The following is a 16,418-nucleotide window of genomic DNA, read 5'->3' as shown; positions in this document are numbered from 1 at the left end:
GCCGCGCGTGTCACATCTGGGCCAAATCAGGGAGATCAGACATGTCCGCCACCGAGTTTTTCGACAGTCCACAGGGCCGCCGCATTGCCTATCATCGCAGTGAAGGGCAGGGCCCTTGGGTGGTTTTTCTGGGCGGGTTAAAATCCGATATGGAAGGCACCAAGGCGGTGCATCTGGAGGCCTGGGCCAAGGCGCAGGGACGGGCATTTTTGCGGTTTGATTATTCCGGCCATGGCGAAAGCTCGGGCACATTTGAGGAAGGCTGCATTGGAGACTGGCATGAAGATACCGTTGCGGTGATCGAAGCCCTGACCAAAGGCGCACTTGTACCAGTGGGATCATCAATGGGGGGGTGGCAGGCGCTTTTGCTGGCCAGGGCCCTGCCAGAGCGTATTCATGGTCTGGTCACCGTGGCTGCGGCGCCGGATTTTACCGAGGACGGCTATTGGGCGAGCTTTACGGATGCGCAAAAGCAGGCGCTGGAGGAGCTGGGCCATGTGGAACTGCCGAGCGATTATATGGAACCCTATATCATCTCGAAGCGGATGATCGAGGATGGGCGCAACAATCTGGTCTTGCGGTCGGATTTAAGCCTGCCCTTTCCGGTGCGGTGCCTGCAAGGAACGGCGGATACGGCTGTATCGACTGAAACGGCATTGCGTCTGGTGGATCACGTTGCCTGTGATGACATGCGGTTGACGCTGGTCAAGGGGGCGGATCACCGATTCTCGGATGCGGCTTGTTTGGCGTTGATCGAGGAGGCTGTTGTAGAAGTGTTGAGGGCCGCAGGTTGAGACGGTTTGGCAAATTGTTGGGACGGGGCCTGTTGGCCCTGGTCCTGATTGGCGCTGCTATGTGGCGTTTTGGTCCCTATGAACCGGTCGATCTCAATGCCGCGTTTGAACCGCGTCGTTTTGGTGAGGGCGTGCAGGTTTATTTTGAAAGCATTGAAAGCCGGTATGGCGACATCACTCCGGGGACCGAGAAACGGGTGATCTGGCGCGACGGGTTCAAAGAACAGCGCACGCCGATTTCGGTGCTGTATGTGCATGGGTTCTCGGCCACATCTGAAGAAATCCGTCCGGTGCCGGATCAAGTGGCTGAGACGTTGGGGGCCAATCTGGTGTACACCCGGCTGCGCGGCCATGGTCGGCCGGGTGCGGCACTGGCCGAGGCCACGGTCAATGACTGGATGATGGATCTGGCCGAGGGGCTGGCGGCGGCGCGGCAAGTGGGACACCAGGTGGTGGTGATTGCCACCTCGACCGGGGCGACCCTGGCCACGGCGGCGGCACTGGACGCTGAAATGTCACGGGATGTGGCCGCGATGATCTTTGTCTCGCCGAATTACGGGATCAATAATCCACTGACTCCGCTTCTGACATTGCCTGCTGCCCGATATTGGCTGCCGCCTTTTGTGGGGTCACAACGATCGTCGCCGGCGCGCAATATGGATCATGAAACCTATTGGACCAATACATACCCATCGGTTGCCGTGCTGCCGATGGCGGCGCTGGTTGACACTGTGGCGCAAATGGACGTTGGCAAGATCGACATTCCGGTGTTGTTTTGGCTGTCGCTGGAGGATCAGGTGGTGCGGCCGGATGTGACGGTTGAGATTGCCGGGCGTTGGGGTGGGGCCGTTGACATTCAAACGATTACCCTGAGTGGGGGGGACGACCCGAGCGCACATGTTATCGCCGGGGCGGTTAGGTCGCCTGCGCAGACGGATGCGGCGGTGACAGGGTTTTTAAAATGGTTGAAGACAAAAGGAATTGAATGATGGAACAACGCGTTAGCCTGATTACACTGGGTGTTGAAGACATGGAAAAAGCCGCTGCGTTTTATGAAGCGCTGGGCTGGAAACGGGCTGAGAGCCCGGATGGGGTGATTGCTTTTGATCTGATCTCGCAGACTTTGGGCCTGTATCCACTGCAGGCCTTGGCAGAGGAGGTCGGGTTGCCGGTGTCAGAGCTGGGCAAGGGTGGCGTTTCGTTGAGTTACAACACCCGGACCAAGGAGGAGGTAGCGCAGGTTCTGGCCGCCGCTGAAGCTGCTGGCGCTGAGATTTTGAAGGCAGCAGCGGATGTGTTCTGGGGTGGTCATCACGGGTATTTCAAGGCGCCGGACGGGCAGCTGTGGGAAGTGGCGCATAATCCGTTCTCAGAGCTTTCGGATGAGGGGGCGTTTCGCTGGAATGGATATTAAGGGGCGCTGCCCCCTCTTGCCGCTTTGGCGGCAATTCACCCCTGGGATATTTTTAGCCAGATGAAAGGGATCGGCGCAGGCTTTGAGGTGGTTTTCAGGTCAGATGGTATTGCCCTTGCGTGATGCGGGCGCGATACGCAAAGTGATGGTAGGGATTAAGCGATTGCAAGGGGTTGGGTAAATGGAGCAGGTAGATCAATTGTCGCGAGATCCTTTGGTTCTTTTGCCAGGAATGATGTGTGATGCGCGTGTTTTTGAGCCTCAGATCAGGGCGCTGTCGAGCCGGGTTCCGGTGATGGTCGCGCCGCTGCTGGGAGGGGAGCGGATAGAGGATATTGCCCTTCATCTGTTGCATCAGCTGCCGCAGCGCTTTGCGCTGGCAGGGCTGGCGATGGGGGGAAACGTCGCGATGGAGATTTTGCGCCGGGCGCCGGAACGGGTCAGTCGGTTGTGCCTGATGAGCACCAGTCCTTTGTCTGACACTCCGGCGCAGGCGGCCAATCGTGAACCCATGATTATTGGCGCGCGCACCGGGCGGATGGAGGATGTGCTGCGCCAAAACATGATGCCTGAGTATCTGGCACCGGGCCCGCAGCGGATAGAAATTCTAAATCAGGTGCATCAAATGGGGATGGAACTGGGGGAGGCGCTGTTTGTGTCGCAGACGCGGGCGTTGCAACGGCGGCGCGATCAGCAGGGCACCATGCGCAAGTGCAAGGTGCCGACGCTAATCCTGTGTGGTGAATATGATCAGCTGACGCCGGTGAAGCGGCATGAGTTTCTGGCTGAGCTGATCCCGGATGCCACGCTGGAAATTGTCACTGCTGCCGGGCATTTGCCAACGCTGGAACGGCCGGATGTGGTGAACCGGGTATTGGCGGAGTGGTTGGGTGGGTAAAAAAGCAAAACCAGTCAGCAGTCGTTCAACACTTTGACAACTTCACTCTTTGCTTAAAATGAGGCCATCGTATTTGGACATGGTTCTGCCACCCTTGTGTAGAGCATCGCCTATCGAATGGGCTAGCTGCACGCCAATCACAGCAATGGTTTCCCAATTGGGGAAGTGTGCCTGGCTACCCCAAATCAAATGACAGACTGCGTCGTCTTGGGTGTCGTACTTATCAGCATGAAACAAAGCGCCTTCAGGGGAGAGTTCAGAGCTTGGTTCGAACCATTGCTTGTTTGCATCGGACACTATGATCCAAACGCCACCGGTGACATCGTCAGTGTACTCGGACTGAAAATTGGCTGATATTTTCATCAGAGCATTTTGCCTGTTAAGTGAAAAATTGCCAGCAGACATATTAGGACTTCGGCCTATTACTTTACCCAATTTGTGAACAATTTTGGAAGAGATTATCAATGATACTTGAAACAAATGTAGAGGCTGTCGAAAAAACAGTTGCAACAACGATCCTTGGGATGGTTGAGGCGCTTAGAGTCGGGGCCATCGGCATTAGGGACGCAGAAAAGGTATTTTTTTCACCAGCAGTAATGCATTCACTAAGGACTCTAAAGGTAAGTGATGACTTGATAGAAGTTGTACATCTAGGCACTGAGCTTGAGGATGTAATCGAATGTGAGTCTCGTGCTTTCGAGGAGTGTTTGAATGAAATTTCAATCGGAGCGATAGCGTTTCTGAAAACCAAAGATGAACTGGATTTAAACTACTCAATGTGGCTCATGGACAAGATGATGAGGAAAGGGGAACTAGCCGTAGAGTAGGGCTGACGCCTTACGTGACAGACGTTCCAGTAAGGAGTGTTTGAGAAAAAATAGGTGTTGCGTACCTAATAGTGCTTAGCTCGTTCTTCTTTTGACAGGATCTTGGGTTCACTCACGGGCTCGCCGGTTTCGATATCAAAAAACGGCGTTTGGCGCCATTGGCCGGACAAGCGGCTGGTGGCCATGCGTTTGAAAATGCCAAGAACCATACCCGCAGCCCCTTTGGTCTTTGACGGCTTGCCGGGTTGCGGAATAAAGCCACGGGCGCGAATTTTTCCGAGGGCATCCTTATCGGCAAACAGATCAGCGCGCAGACCGGCAAAGGGCAGGGTTGGTTTGGCCAGAGTATTGGCAAAGGGCGTGCCACAGCAGCCGGCATACCAGCGCATTAGGCCTTTGGGGCTAAGGCGCATCAGTCGCAGGTGTTCGGCGCCTTTGGTGATCACGACATCCTCGGGTGACATCTGGAACAGATCGACTGGGCCGGGTGCCGGGTCAGATTGGCCGTGGTACAGTTCGGCCGCGCGGCAATCGGCGCAAAAACAGACGGCGCGGGTGCCGGTTTTGATGCCATGAGCAGTGACATGGCCCTGTAAGGCGCCACAATCGCAGGCAAAGGATTGCTGGGTTGCCGTGGCCATGTCGCTAGGCCGCCGAGTTCTTGTTGGCCGGTTTGCGCTTTGTCTTGGCCTTTGTCTTAGGTTTTTCTGCAGGCTTGGAGTGGCGACTGTTGGCATCCATGAAGTCAATCACCAGGGGGCGGATGTTGTTGCGCCAGCTTCGGCCAGCAAAGATGCCATAGTGGCCTGCGCCGGGTTCCACATGGCTGGCCTTTAGATTGTCATCAAGCCCGGTGCACAGGTCTAGGGCCGCGATACATTGACCGGGGGCCGAGATGTCGTCATTGGCGCCTTCAACCGTTTTGACCGCGACATCGGTGATCTTGGAAAAGTCGACTTTGTGCCCGGCGACGGTAAAATCATTGCGGGCAATCTCGCGGGTTTTGAAAATACGTTCGACGGTGGACAGATAGAATTCGGCTGGCATGTCCATTACCGCCAGATACTCATCATAGAACCGGTTATGGGCATCGTGATCTGAGGCCTCGCCTTTGGCGGCGCGCTGGATCTGGTCGGCAAAGGCCTTGGAATGGCGCTCACCGTTCATTGAGATGAACGAGGATAGCTGCAGGAGGCCGGGATAAACCAGTCGGCCAACACCAGAGTGCTTGAAACCAACCCGCTGGATCATGGTTTCCTCGAGCTGGCCCATGGTGACGCGGCGGCCAAAGTCAGTGACCTCGGTTGCGGCGGCGTCAGGGTCAACCGGGCCACCAATCAGGGTCAGCGAGTTGGGCTGTGCGGCTGGGTCCTGTTCGGCCAGATAGGCGGTTGCGGCCAGCGCCAGAGGCACCGGCTGACAAACTGCGACCACATGGGTTTCAGGGCCCATCTCACGCATGAAATCAACCAAATAGAGGGTGTAATCTTCGACGTCGAATTTACCGGCGGACACCGGGATGTCGCGGGCGTTATGCCAATCGGTGACATAGACTTCGCAGTTGACCATCAGGCTTTTCACGGTGGAGCGCAGCAACGTAGCATAATGGCCGGACATCGGCGCCACCAGCAGGACCTTGCGGGGTTGTTCTTCGCGCCCAACGACCTTGAAATGCAGGAGATCGCCAAATGGGCGTTCCACAACCGCGTTGATGTCGACCAGATGATCCTTGCCGTCTTCGCAGGTGAAAGTGCGGATACCCCAGTCGGGCTTGACCGCCATACGCTCAAAGCTGCGTTCTGCGACTTCGCCCCAAGCGGCCATCCAGTTCAGCGCCGGATTTGGGATAGCAGAGAACATCGGATAGGATGCCATTGATCGAGCCGTCGCGCCAAACCACTGATTGGCATTACGGGCCGTTTCCATCATATCGTAGGTCATCATATAACGCATGCTTGTATCCCTCAATATTTGCCCGTGTAATGGGATGATATAAATCGATCCGCTCGGACTATTCGCCGCTTTGCTCTATCATGGTGACGACATTATTCTGCATAGCAGAAAATTAAGGGGAATTCCTTAAAATGACAACTAGTGATGATTTTGACCCAATGCGCTCTGCGGAACACATTGAAAAGCTTCAAAGAAATATGGATCACGTCGAGAAGCTATCACAGCGATTGATCGAAGTGATGGCCCACAAGAAAGCCCATAACACGGCTTTGGATGGACCGAATCAAGATCTGTTTGCACGCGCAGCAACGTCATATTGGGCGGAATCGGTGCAAAACCCGGCCAAGCTGCTGGAACAACAGATTGAATTCTGGGGCAAATCGGTGATGAATTTTGCCGAAGCGCAACAGGCTTTGACGGATGGCGCGGTGCAAGACGCCGGAGCCAGCCCGGTTGACCGGCGTTTTGCCAATCCAATGTGGCAAAACAATCCCTATTTCCACTTTATCAAACAGCAATACCAGACCAACGCCGCTGCGATCCGCCAATCGGTAGCAGATGTTGAGGATCTGGAAGCGACCGACAAGACCCGGCTGCGCTATTTTGCCGATCAGATTGTTGACTTGATGGCGCCCACCAATTTTCTAGCAACCAACCCGGATGCGCTGGAAAAGGCGGTTGAGACCGAAGGCCAGTCGCTGGTGGATGGGTTGGAAAATCTGGTGGCAGATCTTGAGGCCAATGACGGTGAGTTGATCGTGAAACTGGCCGATGAGAGCGCCTTTGAGCTGGGCGTCAATATTGCCACCTCTGAGGGGGAAGTTGTCTATCGCAACCGGATGATGGAGCTGATCCAATACAGCCCGACAACCGAAACAGTTCATGAGACGCCAATCGTGCTGTTCCCGCCGTGGATCAACAAGTTCTACATCCTGGACCTGAAGGCCCAGAACAGTCTGATCAAATGGGTGGTCGAGCAGGGCTATACACTGTTTGTGGTCTCCTGGATCAACCCGGATGACGGCTATGCCGAGGTGGGCATGGAAGACTATGTTCAGGACGGTTTCCTGACCGCGTTTGAAGTGGTCAAAAAGATTTGTAAGGTCAAACAGGTCAATGCGGTGGGGTATTGCATCGCGGGCACGACGCTTAGTTTGACCTTATCGCTGTTGAAACAGCGCGGTGACACGTCAGTTAAATCGGCAACTTTCTTTACTGCGCTGACGGATTTTGGCGATCAGGGGGAGTTCACGCCATTCCTGCAGAACGATTTTATCGACGGCATTGAGGCTGAAGTGAATGAGGTCGGCCTGCTGCGCTCCTATATCATGGCGCGCACATTCTCGTTTCTGCGCTCAAACGATCTGGTCTATGCGCCGGCCATACGCAGTTATATGATGGGGCAGACACCGCCGGCTTTTGATCTGTTGTATTGGAATGGCGACGGGGCCAACCTGCCAGCCAAGATGGCGGTGCAATATTTACGCGGGCTGTGTCAGCGCAACGAATTTGCCGGTGACGGGTTTGAACTGATGGGGCACAAGCTGCGGCTTAGCGAAGTTGACGTGCCTTTGATGTCGATCACCTGCGAAACTGACCACATAGCGGCTTGGAAAGCCTGCTATCAGGGGGTTCAGCAGATGGGCTCGCGCAGCAAAAGCTTTATCGTGTCGCAGTCGGGCCATATCGCCGGCATCATCAATCCACCCAGCAAGAAGAAATATGGCCATTATACCAATGCCAATTTGAAGCAGGATGCGGATGGCTGGTTTGAGGGCGCAGAGTTCCACGAGGGCTCGTGGTGGCCGCGCTGGCAGACCTGGCTGAAAAAGCGATCAGGCAAGCAGATTGAGGCGCGTGAACCGGGCGATTCGGATCATCCACCGCTGGCTCCCGCCCCTGGGACATATGTAAAGCTCAACGCAAGGCGCTGATATTATTGGTTTTACGGAAATTTTCTGCACTGCAGCAAGAAAAATCTTGAAATGCTGCGATGCAGAAAGTATATAGTTCTCATGCTGAGCAGGCGGGATGGTCCCGACGGCGGCACACTGAGGATTTGGAACTATGGCTATGAACCAAGACTTTACCGCCGTCATGAAAGACATGATGGGTGCATTTCCTGTCGATACAGGTGCAATGGAAGACGTGTATAAGAACACCGCTGCCTTGAACGAAAAACTGTCGAACGTTGCTCTGAGCGCGGCTGAGAAATCTGCTGAAGTCTCTGGCAAATGGACCAAAGAAACTTTGGACAAGCTGAGCGGCATGTCACAAGCCAAAGCTGATCCAGCCGACTACGCCAAAGCGGTCACTGATTTCGCCAGTGCCTCGGCTGAAGTTGCGGCTGAAAACATGGCTGCCTTTGCTGAGATCGCCAAGAAAGTTCAGATGGAAACTGTTGAGCTGATGATGTCTGCTGGTAAAGACCTGGGCGAAGAAGCTTCGGCTGCCGTCAAAAAGGCCACAGCTGATGTGACCACCGCAGCTAAGAAAGCTGCTGCTAAGTAATAGAATTTCACGGGCGGCACCGGCTCCTCCCTCTAGGTGTTCCCGCGATGATGGGCAGGTCGTAAGACCTGCCCATTTTTCGTTTTGGCAGAGACCTGTGGACGTGATTTGAAGTTAGAAATCAGCAGCCTGAAAATGTGTGTGATGCGGCGTCCAGCCACAGTCTCTTTGAAGTTTCGCTGCAGACATCTGTTGATCCAGGGTCGGGCCCTCGGCCCAATGGCCGTATTTGGCAAGTACATGTTTTAGAGTGCGGATCACATATCCTGCCTGATGGTGGTTGCGTCGCGCAATTTCGGTCACGATGCCAGACACTTTGGCCCCGGATTCAGCAGCGACATTATAATCACCGGTAAGAGAGGGGTCCTCAAGGAGCAGGCGGTAGGCCACAGCAAGATCCTGGCGATGAACCAGTGGCCACCGGGTATTGATGCTGCCCCAGACTTCGATCGGAACGTCGGCCTGCGCCTGTTGAATGAAACGCGAAAAAACGCCACCGTCTTGATGGTAGACCATTGCCGGGTGCACCACGGCAGCAGACACCTGCGGCGCGTCGGTTAACATCCGACTGTTCTGGGTCATCCAGGCGAACGATGGGATCGGACGCAGGCGACGGGTCTCGCAGGCGACCGTGTCACCGGTGGCCCCATAAAGCCAGCAGCCACCGGTATAAAGCAGTCGCAAGCTGGTCTGCCGCAGGGCTGCCTGTGCCAGTATTGCGGTTAAGGCCCGCGCATCCACTTGGGCCATGTCAGTGCCAAAAGTGGCCGCCAGCTGGATCACTCCATCGACCTGAGCAATCAAGTGGCTCCAGTGTTCAGGTTCTCGCAGATCCCCACGATAGGGGGTTACGCCCAGCTGTGTGAGCTTTTGATCCGACAGGGTTGAGCGGCTGAGGCCGATGACGCTGTGGCCATTTTTGACCAGCTCGGCTGTCACTGCGGTGCCGATTGAACCCGTTCCACCCAAAATCAGAACTTCCATGAGGACCCCATTGTTGATTGCCTTTGGGGGGTATCTGTAAAAGCTCAAGTCTACTTTAGGTCAAGAGAATAATATCAGTGGCCACGAAGAAATCGACGTTGGTCATTTTGGATGTGATTTTCACTAGATGAAGAATGAGACATTAGGGTGGTACAATGCTTTCTTTTTGTGCTGCGCTCGCATAGGCTTTGCTGCAATGCATCAATAGCCGGGAGAATTGACATGGCGGAGAAGGATAAACCCTTGCTGATTAAGCGCTATGCAAGTCGTCGGCTGTATAACACCGAGACCAGCGATTACGTCACGCTAGAGGATATCGCCGGTTTTATCCGCGAAGGCCGCGAAGTTCAGATCATTGATCTGAAGTCCGGTGATGACCTGACACGGCAGTATCTTTTGCAAATCATTGCCGAGCATGAAAGCCGGGGCGAGAATGTCTTGCCGGTGGATGTGCTGAACGATTTGGTGCGCAGTTACATGGTGCCGGGCGGTGGGATAATGCCGCAGTTCCTGCAAAGCTCGTTTGACATGCTGCGCGACAGCCAGTCGCAGATGACCGAGACCATGACTGCGATGAACCCGATGGCGCAGATCCCGGGGTTTGAGGCGTTGAAGGCGCAGCAAGAGACCTTTTTAAAAGCAATGAGCGGCGCCATGGGCGGCGGTTGGCCCGGCGCTGCGCGGGAAGAAGAAAAACCTGCGGCGAGCGGCGGCGAGGGGCTTGATGATATCAAGAAACAGCTGGCTGAATTGCAGGACAAGCTGTCGAAGCTGAAATAACCGTCTTGTAAGGTGTGCGTGCCGGCACGCACCCTGTGATGATTCCGTTGGGGGTGACTGGTGTCAGGCGGCTGCCCGGTCTTTGGCCTCGATCGCCGAGTCGAGCAGGATATCCACAATCACGTCCAGCTCGGCCTGTGTCAAACGGACAGGCAAACGCACGTCGCAGGCCTTCATCAACATAGCACGGGTTTGCGGCAGTTCGGGCAGGTCCTGCAGGAATTGCCAGTTCCAAAAGGCGCGGGCGTTGTCATTGGACAGGCCGAAAATCTGTACTTTGACACCGCGGGCTTCGGTTGCTGCCGCGAAGCACTGGACCTCTTGCGCATCCATGTTGACCAGATTGAACTGGATCGAATCCGGTGCGCGCACTTCGGGTGGAAGCGGCGCTGGCACGTGGAGCACTGGCGAAGCGTTCAGCCGCTCGGCGACATAGTCGTGGTTGGTGCGGCCATCGCGAACCCGGCGCATCAGCTCGGGCAATTGCGGGCGGATCACGGCTGCCGACAGGTTGCTCATCCGCAGGTTATACAGCGGCAACTGGTTCTGCCATTTGGCAAAGGCCTGCGCCAGATCGGGAGAGTTGTCGCCTCGGGGGCCTTTGTGTTTTTGCCAATTGTGTTCATAGGCGCCGGACATGATCACCGCACGGGCCACCAGATCAGCATCATCCGTGATCAGGATGCCACCTTCGCCTGCGTTGATCATTTTGTAGGATTGAAACGAGAAACAGCCGATGCGGCCAAGGGTGCCGATGTTTGCACCGTTCCATGTGGTGCCAAGCGAATGGGCTGCATCCTCGATCACCGGAATGTCACGGGCCTCGCATAGGGCCAGAATGGCATCCATATCCGAGGTATGACCGCGCATGTGGCTGATCAGCACGGCTGAGATATCCTGGCTTAGCTTGGCCTCAAAATCGGTCAAATTGATGCGGTAGTTCTCGCCGACTTCGCACAGGACCGGGATGCAATTGGCATGCACAACCGAAGACGGGACAGCAGCAAAGGTAAAGCCCGGAATCAGCACCCGTGCGTCGCGGGGCAGGTCCAAAGCCATCAGAGAGAGAAACAGCGCTGCCGAGCAGGAAGAAACCGCCAGCGCGTATTTGCTGCCCAACAGCTCGGCAAATTCTTGCTCCAGTAGAGCGACAGGCGCATTCTGTGGCGCCGTATAGCGAAACAAATCCCCAGATGCCATCAGGGCATCGATAGCCTCGCGGGCCGCAGCGGGGATGGGTTCGGCGTCATGTACGTTAGGAACTTGCATCGTATTTCAAAATCCTGAATTAAACCTGTTGAATAAGTAAAACAATGTGGCGCAGGTGCCAAGAGGTTTCTGACCGGTCAGAGTGTTTTGTGTGAAATTTCAAACAACTATTGAGTGTGGCGCCATTCCGCAGATCTTGGATCAGATCCCTAGGCGATCGCGCAGGGCGTACCAAGTCATTGCCAGAACCAGCAGTGGCGAGCGCAAGCTGGAGCCACCGGGGAATGACGGTGCAGGCACCCGTGCCATGGTCTCAAACCCGTCAGCCTGGCCCTGAATTGCCAGCGCCATAAGTTGACCGGCATGGGTGGCGGTGCCAACGCCGTGACCAGAATACCCCGAGGCAGACAGGACATTGGGTGAAAGACGGGCCAGATAAGGCATCCGTTTCATGGTAATGCCCAGGGTGCCGCCCCAGGCGTAATCGACTTTGACATCATGCAGATGCGGAAAGACCTGTGTCATTGGCTTGCGAACCACGGCTTCGATATTTGACGGAAACTTGTAACCGTAGCTTTCGCCACCACCAAACAGCAGCCTTTTGTCGGCACTTAGCCGGAAGTAATTGACCACAAACCTGCTGTCGGCCACGGCCACATCCTGCGCCAGTACCTTGGCGGCATCATCGCCAAGCGGTTCGGTTGCGACAATGAAATTGTTGATGGGCATGACCCTTGCGGCCACTTGTGAATTGAGCCCACCAAGATAGCCATTGCAGGCCAGAATCAGATGATCCGCTGTGACGCGGCCTTGGTCAGTTCTGACTTTAACCTGTGGCCCCGGTTCGATGTCCACAACTTCGCTCTGCTCGCAAATGCGCGCACCCGCCGCTGCCGCCGCCTGAGCCAGTCCCAGCGCATAGTTCAGCGGATGTAGGTGGCCAGCTCCGTGGTCCAGAATCCCACCACGATAATCGGGAGAGGGGCACATCTGATGGCAGGCCTGTTGATCAAGGATGTCTAGAGATTCATAGCCATAGCGATCCTGCAGGTGTGCCCCGTAATCGTGAAGATGCGCAACGTCTGCGGCACTGGATCCGGTCCAGGCCACACCGGGCTTCAGGTCGCATTTAATATCATGGCGTTGGATCAGAGATTTCACCAGATCCTTGGCCTCTTCGCCCAATTGCCACAGTTTTGCGGCCTCGGGGTCGCCCATCAGTGCCTCTAGCCCCTGTTGATCCAGACGCTGCCCACTGCCCAACTGGCCGCCATTGCGCCCCGAGGCGCCAAAACCCACCCGGTGTGCCTCAAGCAGAACAACACTAAGCCCGGCCTCGGCCAGATGCAGCGTGGCAGACAATCCTGTATAGCCGCCGCCAACGATGCAGACATCTGCACGAACGTCGCCATCCAATGCGTCAAAACGATTCAACATGTTGGCCGTCGCGGCGTACCAACTGTCCGGATACAGGCCCTTACGGTCATTGCTGTGCAGCAGGTTCAAGCCCATTTCCATCACCCCGGTTCCGTCTGCGCGTTTAGTGCGATGCGCCTCGGATGTTAATTTTGTCAAAAACATTCAAATCGCCACGGCACTGGTTTTGATCTGCCGTGGCGGTTCTAACTTAGACGTTCAGCAGTAAGTGCTCGCGTTCCCAGGGAGAGATCACCTGCAGAAATTCGTCATATTCAGCCCGCTTCACAATTGAATAGACCCGGGCAAAATCTTCACCCAAGACACCGTGTAGCGCTTTGGCCTCGTCGAACATGTCCAGCGCGTCGCCCATCACGCGGGGGATATCTTCGTCGGCGGCATAGGCGTCGCCCTTGAACTGTTTGCTGGGGCGGTTTTCTTCCACCAATCCCAAATAACCACAGGCCAGCGAGGCGGCGATGCCCAGGTAGGGGTTGCAATCCATACCGGCAATGCGGTTCTCCACCCGGCGTGCATTCACACTGGACAAAGGCACCCTGATTCCGGTGGTCCGGTTGTCGCGGGCCCAGCTTAGGTTGATTGGGGCTGCGTGATCTTTCACATAACGGCGGTAAGAATTCACATAAGGCGCCAGGACTGCAATTGCCGAGGGCAGATGCGTCTGCAAGCCACCAATAAAGTGGTAGAATGCGTCTGTTTCCCCCCCCTGTGGTCCGGAGAAGATATTCTCGCCGGTCTCAATGTCCAGAATCGAGTGGTGGATATGCATGGCCGAGCCCGGTTCATTGGCGATGGGCTTGGCCATGAAGGTAGCATAGCAATCGTGCCGCAACGCCGCTTCACGGATTAGCCGTTTGAAATAGAACACCTCATCCGCCAGCTTGACCGGGTCACCGTGCACCAGGTTGATCTCAAGCTGACCGGCGCCGCCCTCTTGGGTGATACCGTCGATTTCAAAACCCTGGGCCTCGGCAAAATCGTAGATGTCGTCAATCACCGGGCCAAATTCATCAACGGCCGTCATCGAATAGGCCTGACGGGCGGCGGCTGGGCGGCCCGAGCGGCCCATCATGGGTTTGATTTCCTGCAGAGGGTCGGTGTTGCGGGCTACCAGGAAAAACTCCATTTCTGGTGCGACAACCGGCTTCCAACCCTTGGCGGTATAAAGATCAACCACCCGCTTCAAAACGTTGCGCGGAGAAAAGGGGATTGGCTCACCAGCGCTGTCAAACGCGTCATGGATGACCTGCAGGGTCCAGTCGCCAGTCCAGGGCGCCGCTGTTGCGGTACTCATGTCAGGGCGCAGAACCATGTCTTTTTCGATGAACCCACCATCGCCTGCGGCTTCCCCCCAGTCACCGGTGACCGTCTGATAGAAGATGCTGTCGGGAAGGTGAAAATAATCCTGCCGGGCGAACTTCGATGCAGGGACAGCCTTGCCGCGCGCAATGCCGGGCAGATCCGAGACAATGCATTCAACTTCGTCAAGGCGACGGCCTTCAAGATAGCTCTTAGCGGCGTCGGGCAGGCTGTTGCTCCAGTCGGACATTACGCTCTCTCTTTCTTTAAGAAATCGGCCATGAAATTGGCAATCTTGGCGGAATCAACCGGCCCGTCCAAGCCTTCACTTGCTGCGTCAAGACGGGCATCGGGGACCACGCCACGGCCTCGTTTCTCGATGAGCCCGGCGATGAATTCCGAGTTGAACTCAGGGTGCGGCTGCAACGTCCAGATCGTGTCGCCATAGGCCAGAATGCCGTTTGCACAGGTCTCATTTCCAGCCAGAACACGCGCACGTGCTGGCCGCTTGGTGACCTGATCCTGATGCCAGGCATTCAGGGCCAGCTCTTTGCCGTCATGTTGGTAATTTACCCGGCCGACAATCCAGCCCCCCTCAAATTTTTCGACCCTACCACCCAGCGCCTTGGCGATGATCTGGTGGCCGAAGCAAATACCAAGCAGCGGCAGGCCTTTGGTGTCGATGGCGCGGATGAGATCCTCAAGCGGCGCTATCCAGTCGTGACCGTCGTTGACGCCGAACTTTGATCCGGTAATCAACCAGCCATCTGCCGCTTCGGGGCCAGTGGGAAAGACGCCATCCAAAACCGCATAGGTCTCGAACTCAAAACCATGGCCGTCCAGCAGCGTGCGAAACATCTGGTCTAAGTTTCCAGCTGTTTCTATCAGCTCGTCCGGCGCGTGGCCGGTTTGCAGAATTCCGATTTTCATAAGTCACCTGAATTTGATCAAATTTAGCCTAGCCGAGGCTTTGAACTCGGGCAAGAGGTCTCAGACTGTTTCCAACAGGGACAGCCAGTGGGTGTCAGCGGGGCGTTGCTCAAACAGTGCCAACTCTTGCCGTTTGGTCATCACCAGATTTTGGATTGCCATGGGGGGGAGTATCCGTGCGATCAGCGGATCGGCTTCAAATGCATCGATGGCAGCGCCCCAGTCTGCGGACAGTTGCGGCAGGTCTGTGGCCTCATATGCGTTGCCCTGGATCGGTGCCGGCGGCACCATTTTGTCTTCGATACCGACCATCGCGGCCCCCAGAACCGTGGCCAGCATCAGGTAGGGGTTGACGTCACCACCCGCCACCCGATGTTCGACCCGCCGCGCCTTGGACGGGCCGCCGGGAATGCGAATGGCTGTGGTGCGGTTTTCATACCCCCATGCGGCACCCGTCGGGGCATGGGCCCCAGGCACCAGCCGGTCATACGAGTTGCCGTGCGGCGCGAATATCAATGTGCTGGCAGGCATTGCAGCCAAACAACCCGCCACAGCGTGTTGCAGCAAGTCAGACCCCGCTTCGCCGCCATCATCAAACACGTTGATGCCGTCCTGATCGACAACAGAAAAATGCACATGCATGCCGTTGCCGGCCTCATCCGCATAGGGTTTGGCCATGAATGTCGCGGCAAATCCGTGCTTGCGTGCGATGCCCCGGACCATGGTTTTGAACAACCAGGCATCATCGGCGGCGCGTAACACGTCTTGATGGTTCAGGTTGATTTCGAACTGACCCAACCCCCCTTCGGAAATCGCAGTCTGTGCTGGAATGTCCATCGCGGCCGAGGCTTCGTACAGGTCGGTAAAGAAGGCATCAAAGGCGTCCAGCTCCGCCAGAGAAATAATGGCATGACTGTCCAAAACCCGCCCCGTCAGCGGGTTTATGGGGGGGGCGGGTTGCGGGCCACTGGCGTCTACCAGGTTGAACTCCATTTCGGTGGCGGCCATCACAGTCCAACCGCGATCGCTATAGCGTTTCAGAACTGTTTCCAACACGTGGCGCGGATCGCCCAGAAACGGTGCGCCGTCTTCGTGATGCAGGGTCATCGGCACCAGGGCAGACGGGCTGGAGAGCCAGGGCATCGGCACTGGGTCACGGTTGGTGGGCTGCAGAATGCCATCGGCATCTCCGGTTTCAAACACCAGCGGGCTGTTGTCGATGTCGCTGCCCCACAGATCCAGGTTCAGGGCCGACAGCGGCATCCGTGCACCGCCATCCTTTAGCTTGGTGGCTGCCGCGGCGGGCATACGTTTGCCCCGCATCTGACCATTCAGATCACATGCGGCAATTCGGATGGTGCTGAGACCAGACAGATCCATGA

General features: G+C 56.1%; 17 protein-coding genes. 8 read left to right on the top strand and 9 right to left on the bottom strand.

Translation table 11 applies throughout. From position 1 onward, the window contains the following. Positions 1-41 precede the first annotated feature (41 nt). The 4 genes from EBB79_RS13420 (at position 42) to EBB79_RS13405 (ending at position 3,106) form a co-directional block, all read left to right on the top strand. Positions 42-794, top strand: a complete 753-nt coding sequence (locus EBB79_RS13420; RefSeq protein WP_127749358.1) for an alpha/beta fold hydrolase — start codon at positions 42-44, stop codon at positions 792-794. Positions 795-826: 32 nt separating this feature from the next. Next, positions 827-1,783, top strand: coding sequence for an alpha/beta hydrolase (locus tag EBB79_RS13415; RefSeq protein WP_238704905.1), 957 nt, complete (start codon positions 827-829; stop codon positions 1,781-1,783). Beyond that, positions 1,783-2,208 carry a VOC family protein gene (locus EBB79_RS13410; RefSeq protein ID WP_127750997.1) on the top strand — a complete coding sequence of 142 codons (426 nt, stop codon included), beginning with the start codon at positions 1,783-1,785 and terminating at the stop codon, positions 2,206-2,208. Before EBB79_RS13415 ends, EBB79_RS13410 begins: the two co-directional genes overlap by 1 nt. A 181-nt stretch (positions 2,209-2,389) precedes the next feature. Then, complete coding sequence (locus EBB79_RS13405; protein ID WP_127749356.1) at positions 2,390-3,106, top strand: alpha/beta fold hydrolase; 717 nt, start codon at positions 2,390-2,392, stop codon at positions 3,104-3,106. A 42-nt stretch (positions 3,107-3,148) separates the two neighbouring features. On the opposite strand, the gene EBB79_RS13400 is transcribed toward EBB79_RS13405, so the two are convergent. Next, complete coding sequence (locus EBB79_RS13400) at positions 3,149-3,511, bottom strand: hypothetical protein (protein ID WP_127749355.1); 363 nt, start codon at positions 3,509-3,511, stop codon at positions 3,149-3,151. A gap of 59 nt (positions 3,512-3,570) precedes the next feature. Here EBB79_RS13400 and EBB79_RS13395 point away from each other — a divergent pair, with 59 nt between their 5' ends. After that, complete coding sequence (locus tag EBB79_RS13395) at positions 3,571-3,933, top strand: DUF3969 family protein (RefSeq protein WP_127749354.1); 363 nt, start codon at positions 3,571-3,573, stop codon at positions 3,931-3,933. Between the two features lie 65 nt (positions 3,934-3,998). Here EBB79_RS13395 and EBB79_RS13390 read toward each other — a convergent pair whose 3' ends face one another. Both EBB79_RS13390 and phaZ read right to left on the bottom strand, forming a co-directional pair. Further along, the gene (locus tag EBB79_RS13390) at positions 3,999-4,574 is read right to left on the bottom strand and encodes a DUF6151 family protein (protein WP_127749353.1); all 576 of its coding nucleotides are present in this window, start codon (positions 4,572-4,574) and stop codon (positions 3,999-4,001) included. A gap of 4 nt (positions 4,575-4,578) precedes the next feature. Further along, entirely contained in the window at positions 4,579-5,886 is a 1,308-nt protein-coding gene (phaZ, locus tag EBB79_RS13385; protein ID WP_127749352.1) for a polyhydroxyalkanoate depolymerase, read from the bottom strand. A 131-nt stretch (positions 5,887-6,017) separates the two neighbouring features. Between phaZ and phaC the strand changes: the two genes are divergently transcribed. Together phaC and EBB79_RS13375 are read left to right on the top strand one after the other, a co-directional pair. After that, the gene (phaC, locus tag EBB79_RS13380) at positions 6,018-7,820 is read left to right on the top strand and encodes a class I poly(R)-hydroxyalkanoic acid synthase (RefSeq protein ID WP_127749351.1); all 1,803 of its coding nucleotides are present in this window, start codon (positions 6,018-6,020) and stop codon (positions 7,818-7,820) included. Positions 7,821-7,953: 133 nt separating this feature from the next. Then, a complete protein-coding gene (locus EBB79_RS13375; RefSeq protein ID WP_127749350.1) occupies positions 7,954-8,397 on the top strand; it encodes a phasin family protein in 444 nt (147 codons plus the stop codon). 114 nt (positions 8,398-8,511) lie between these two features. Here EBB79_RS13375 and EBB79_RS13370 read toward each other — a convergent pair whose 3' ends face one another. Further along, positions 8,512-9,381, bottom strand: a complete 870-nt coding sequence (locus tag EBB79_RS13370) for an NAD-dependent epimerase/dehydratase family protein (protein ID WP_127749349.1) — start codon at positions 9,379-9,381, stop codon at positions 8,512-8,514. Positions 9,382-9,603: 222 nt separating this feature from the next. Here EBB79_RS13370 and phaR point away from each other — a divergent pair, with 222 nt between their 5' ends. Beyond that, the gene (phaR, locus tag EBB79_RS13365; RefSeq protein WP_127749348.1) at positions 9,604-10,161 is read left to right on the top strand and encodes a polyhydroxyalkanoate synthesis repressor PhaR; all 558 of its coding nucleotides are present in this window, start codon (positions 9,604-9,606) and stop codon (positions 10,159-10,161) included. A 63-nt stretch (positions 10,162-10,224) separates the two neighbouring features. On the opposite strand, the gene EBB79_RS13360 is transcribed toward phaR, so the two are convergent. From EBB79_RS13360 to EBB79_RS13340, 5 genes are all read right to left on the bottom strand, one after another. Beyond that, positions 10,225-11,430 carry a DegT/DnrJ/EryC1/StrS family aminotransferase gene (locus EBB79_RS13360; protein ID WP_127749347.1) on the bottom strand — a complete coding sequence of 402 codons (1,206 nt, stop codon included), beginning with the start codon at positions 11,428-11,430 and terminating at the stop codon, positions 10,225-10,227. Positions 11,431-11,571: 141 nt separating this feature from the next. After that, positions 11,572-12,882 (bottom strand): NAD(P)/FAD-dependent oxidoreductase, encoded by a 1,311-nt coding sequence (locus EBB79_RS13355; protein ID WP_127750996.1) that lies wholly within the window; start codon positions 12,880-12,882, stop codon positions 11,572-11,574. A gap of 115 nt (positions 12,883-12,997) precedes the next feature. Next, a complete protein-coding gene (locus EBB79_RS13350; RefSeq protein WP_127749346.1) occupies positions 12,998-14,356 on the bottom strand; it encodes a glutamine synthetase family protein in 1,359 nt (452 codons plus the stop codon). After that, positions 14,356-15,036 (bottom strand): type 1 glutamine amidotransferase, encoded by a 681-nt coding sequence (locus tag EBB79_RS13345; protein ID WP_127749345.1) that lies wholly within the window; start codon positions 15,034-15,036, stop codon positions 14,356-14,358. The genes EBB79_RS13350 and EBB79_RS13345 overlap by 1 nt, the downstream gene beginning before the upstream one ends. 60 nt (positions 15,037-15,096) lie before the next feature. After that, positions 15,097-16,416 carry a glutamine synthetase family protein gene (locus EBB79_RS13340; protein ID WP_127749344.1) on the bottom strand — a complete coding sequence of 440 codons (1,320 nt, stop codon included), beginning with the start codon at positions 16,414-16,416 and terminating at the stop codon, positions 15,097-15,099. Between the last annotated feature and the right edge of the window lie 2 nt (positions 16,417-16,418).

This window comes from Parasedimentitalea marina, assembly GCF_004006175.1.
GTDB lineage: Bacteria > Pseudomonadota > Alphaproteobacteria > Rhodobacterales > Rhodobacteraceae > Parasedimentitalea > Parasedimentitalea marina.
The sequence above is the reverse complement of the archived record's forward strand: the minus strand, read 5'-3'. Positions and strand labels throughout refer to the sequence as shown.

Bases quoted from the DNA above. Each gene is read 5' to 3' on its own strand.
- EBB79_RS13420 (WP_127749358.1), top strand. From the start codon at position 42: ATGTCCGCCACCGAGTTTTTCGACAGTCCACAGGGCCGCCGCATTGCC.
- EBB79_RS13410 (WP_127750997.1), top strand. From the start codon at position 1,783: ATGGAACAACGCGTTAGCCTGATTACACTGGGTGTTGAAGACATGGAA.
- EBB79_RS13405 (WP_127749356.1), top strand. From the start codon at position 2,390: ATGGAGCAGGTAGATCAATTGTCGCGAGATCCTTTGGTTCTTTTGCCA.
- EBB79_RS13400 (WP_127749355.1), bottom strand. From the start codon at position 3,511: ATGTCTGCTGGCAATTTTTCACTTAACAGGCAAAATGCTCTGATGAAA.
- EBB79_RS13395 (WP_127749354.1), top strand. From the start codon at position 3,571: ATGATACTTGAAACAAATGTAGAGGCTGTCGAAAAAACAGTTGCAACA.
- EBB79_RS13390 (WP_127749353.1), bottom strand. From the start codon at position 4,574: ATGGCCACGGCAACCCAGCAATCCTTTGCCTGCGATTGTGGCGCCTTA.
- phaZ (WP_127749352.1), bottom strand. From the start codon at position 5,886: ATGCGTTATATGATGACCTACGATATGATGGAAACGGCCCGTAATGCC.
- phaC (WP_127749351.1), top strand. From the start codon at position 6,018: ATGACAACTAGTGATGATTTTGACCCAATGCGCTCTGCGGAACACATT.
- EBB79_RS13375 (WP_127749350.1), top strand. From the start codon at position 7,954: ATGGCTATGAACCAAGACTTTACCGCCGTCATGAAAGACATGATGGGT.
- EBB79_RS13370 (WP_127749349.1), bottom strand. From the start codon at position 9,381: ATGGAAGTTCTGATTTTGGGTGGAACGGGTTCAATCGGCACCGCAGTG.
- phaR (WP_127749348.1), top strand. From the start codon at position 9,604: ATGGCGGAGAAGGATAAACCCTTGCTGATTAAGCGCTATGCAAGTCGT.
- EBB79_RS13360 (WP_127749347.1), bottom strand. From the start codon at position 11,430: ATGCAAGTTCCTAACGTACATGACGCCGAACCCATCCCCGCTGCGGCC.
- EBB79_RS13355 (WP_127750996.1), bottom strand. From the start codon at position 12,882: ATGGGCTTGAACCTGCTGCACAGCAATGACCGTAAGGGCCTGTATCCG.
- EBB79_RS13350 (WP_127749346.1), bottom strand. From the start codon at position 14,356: ATGTCCGACTGGAGCAACAGCCTGCCCGACGCCGCTAAGAGCTATCTT.
- EBB79_RS13345 (WP_127749345.1), bottom strand. From the start codon at position 15,036: ATGAAAATCGGAATTCTGCAAACCGGCCACGCGCCGGACGAGCTGATA.
- EBB79_RS13340 (WP_127749344.1), bottom strand. From the start codon at position 16,416: ATGGATCTGTCTGGTCTCAGCACCATCCGAATTGCCGCATGTGATCTG.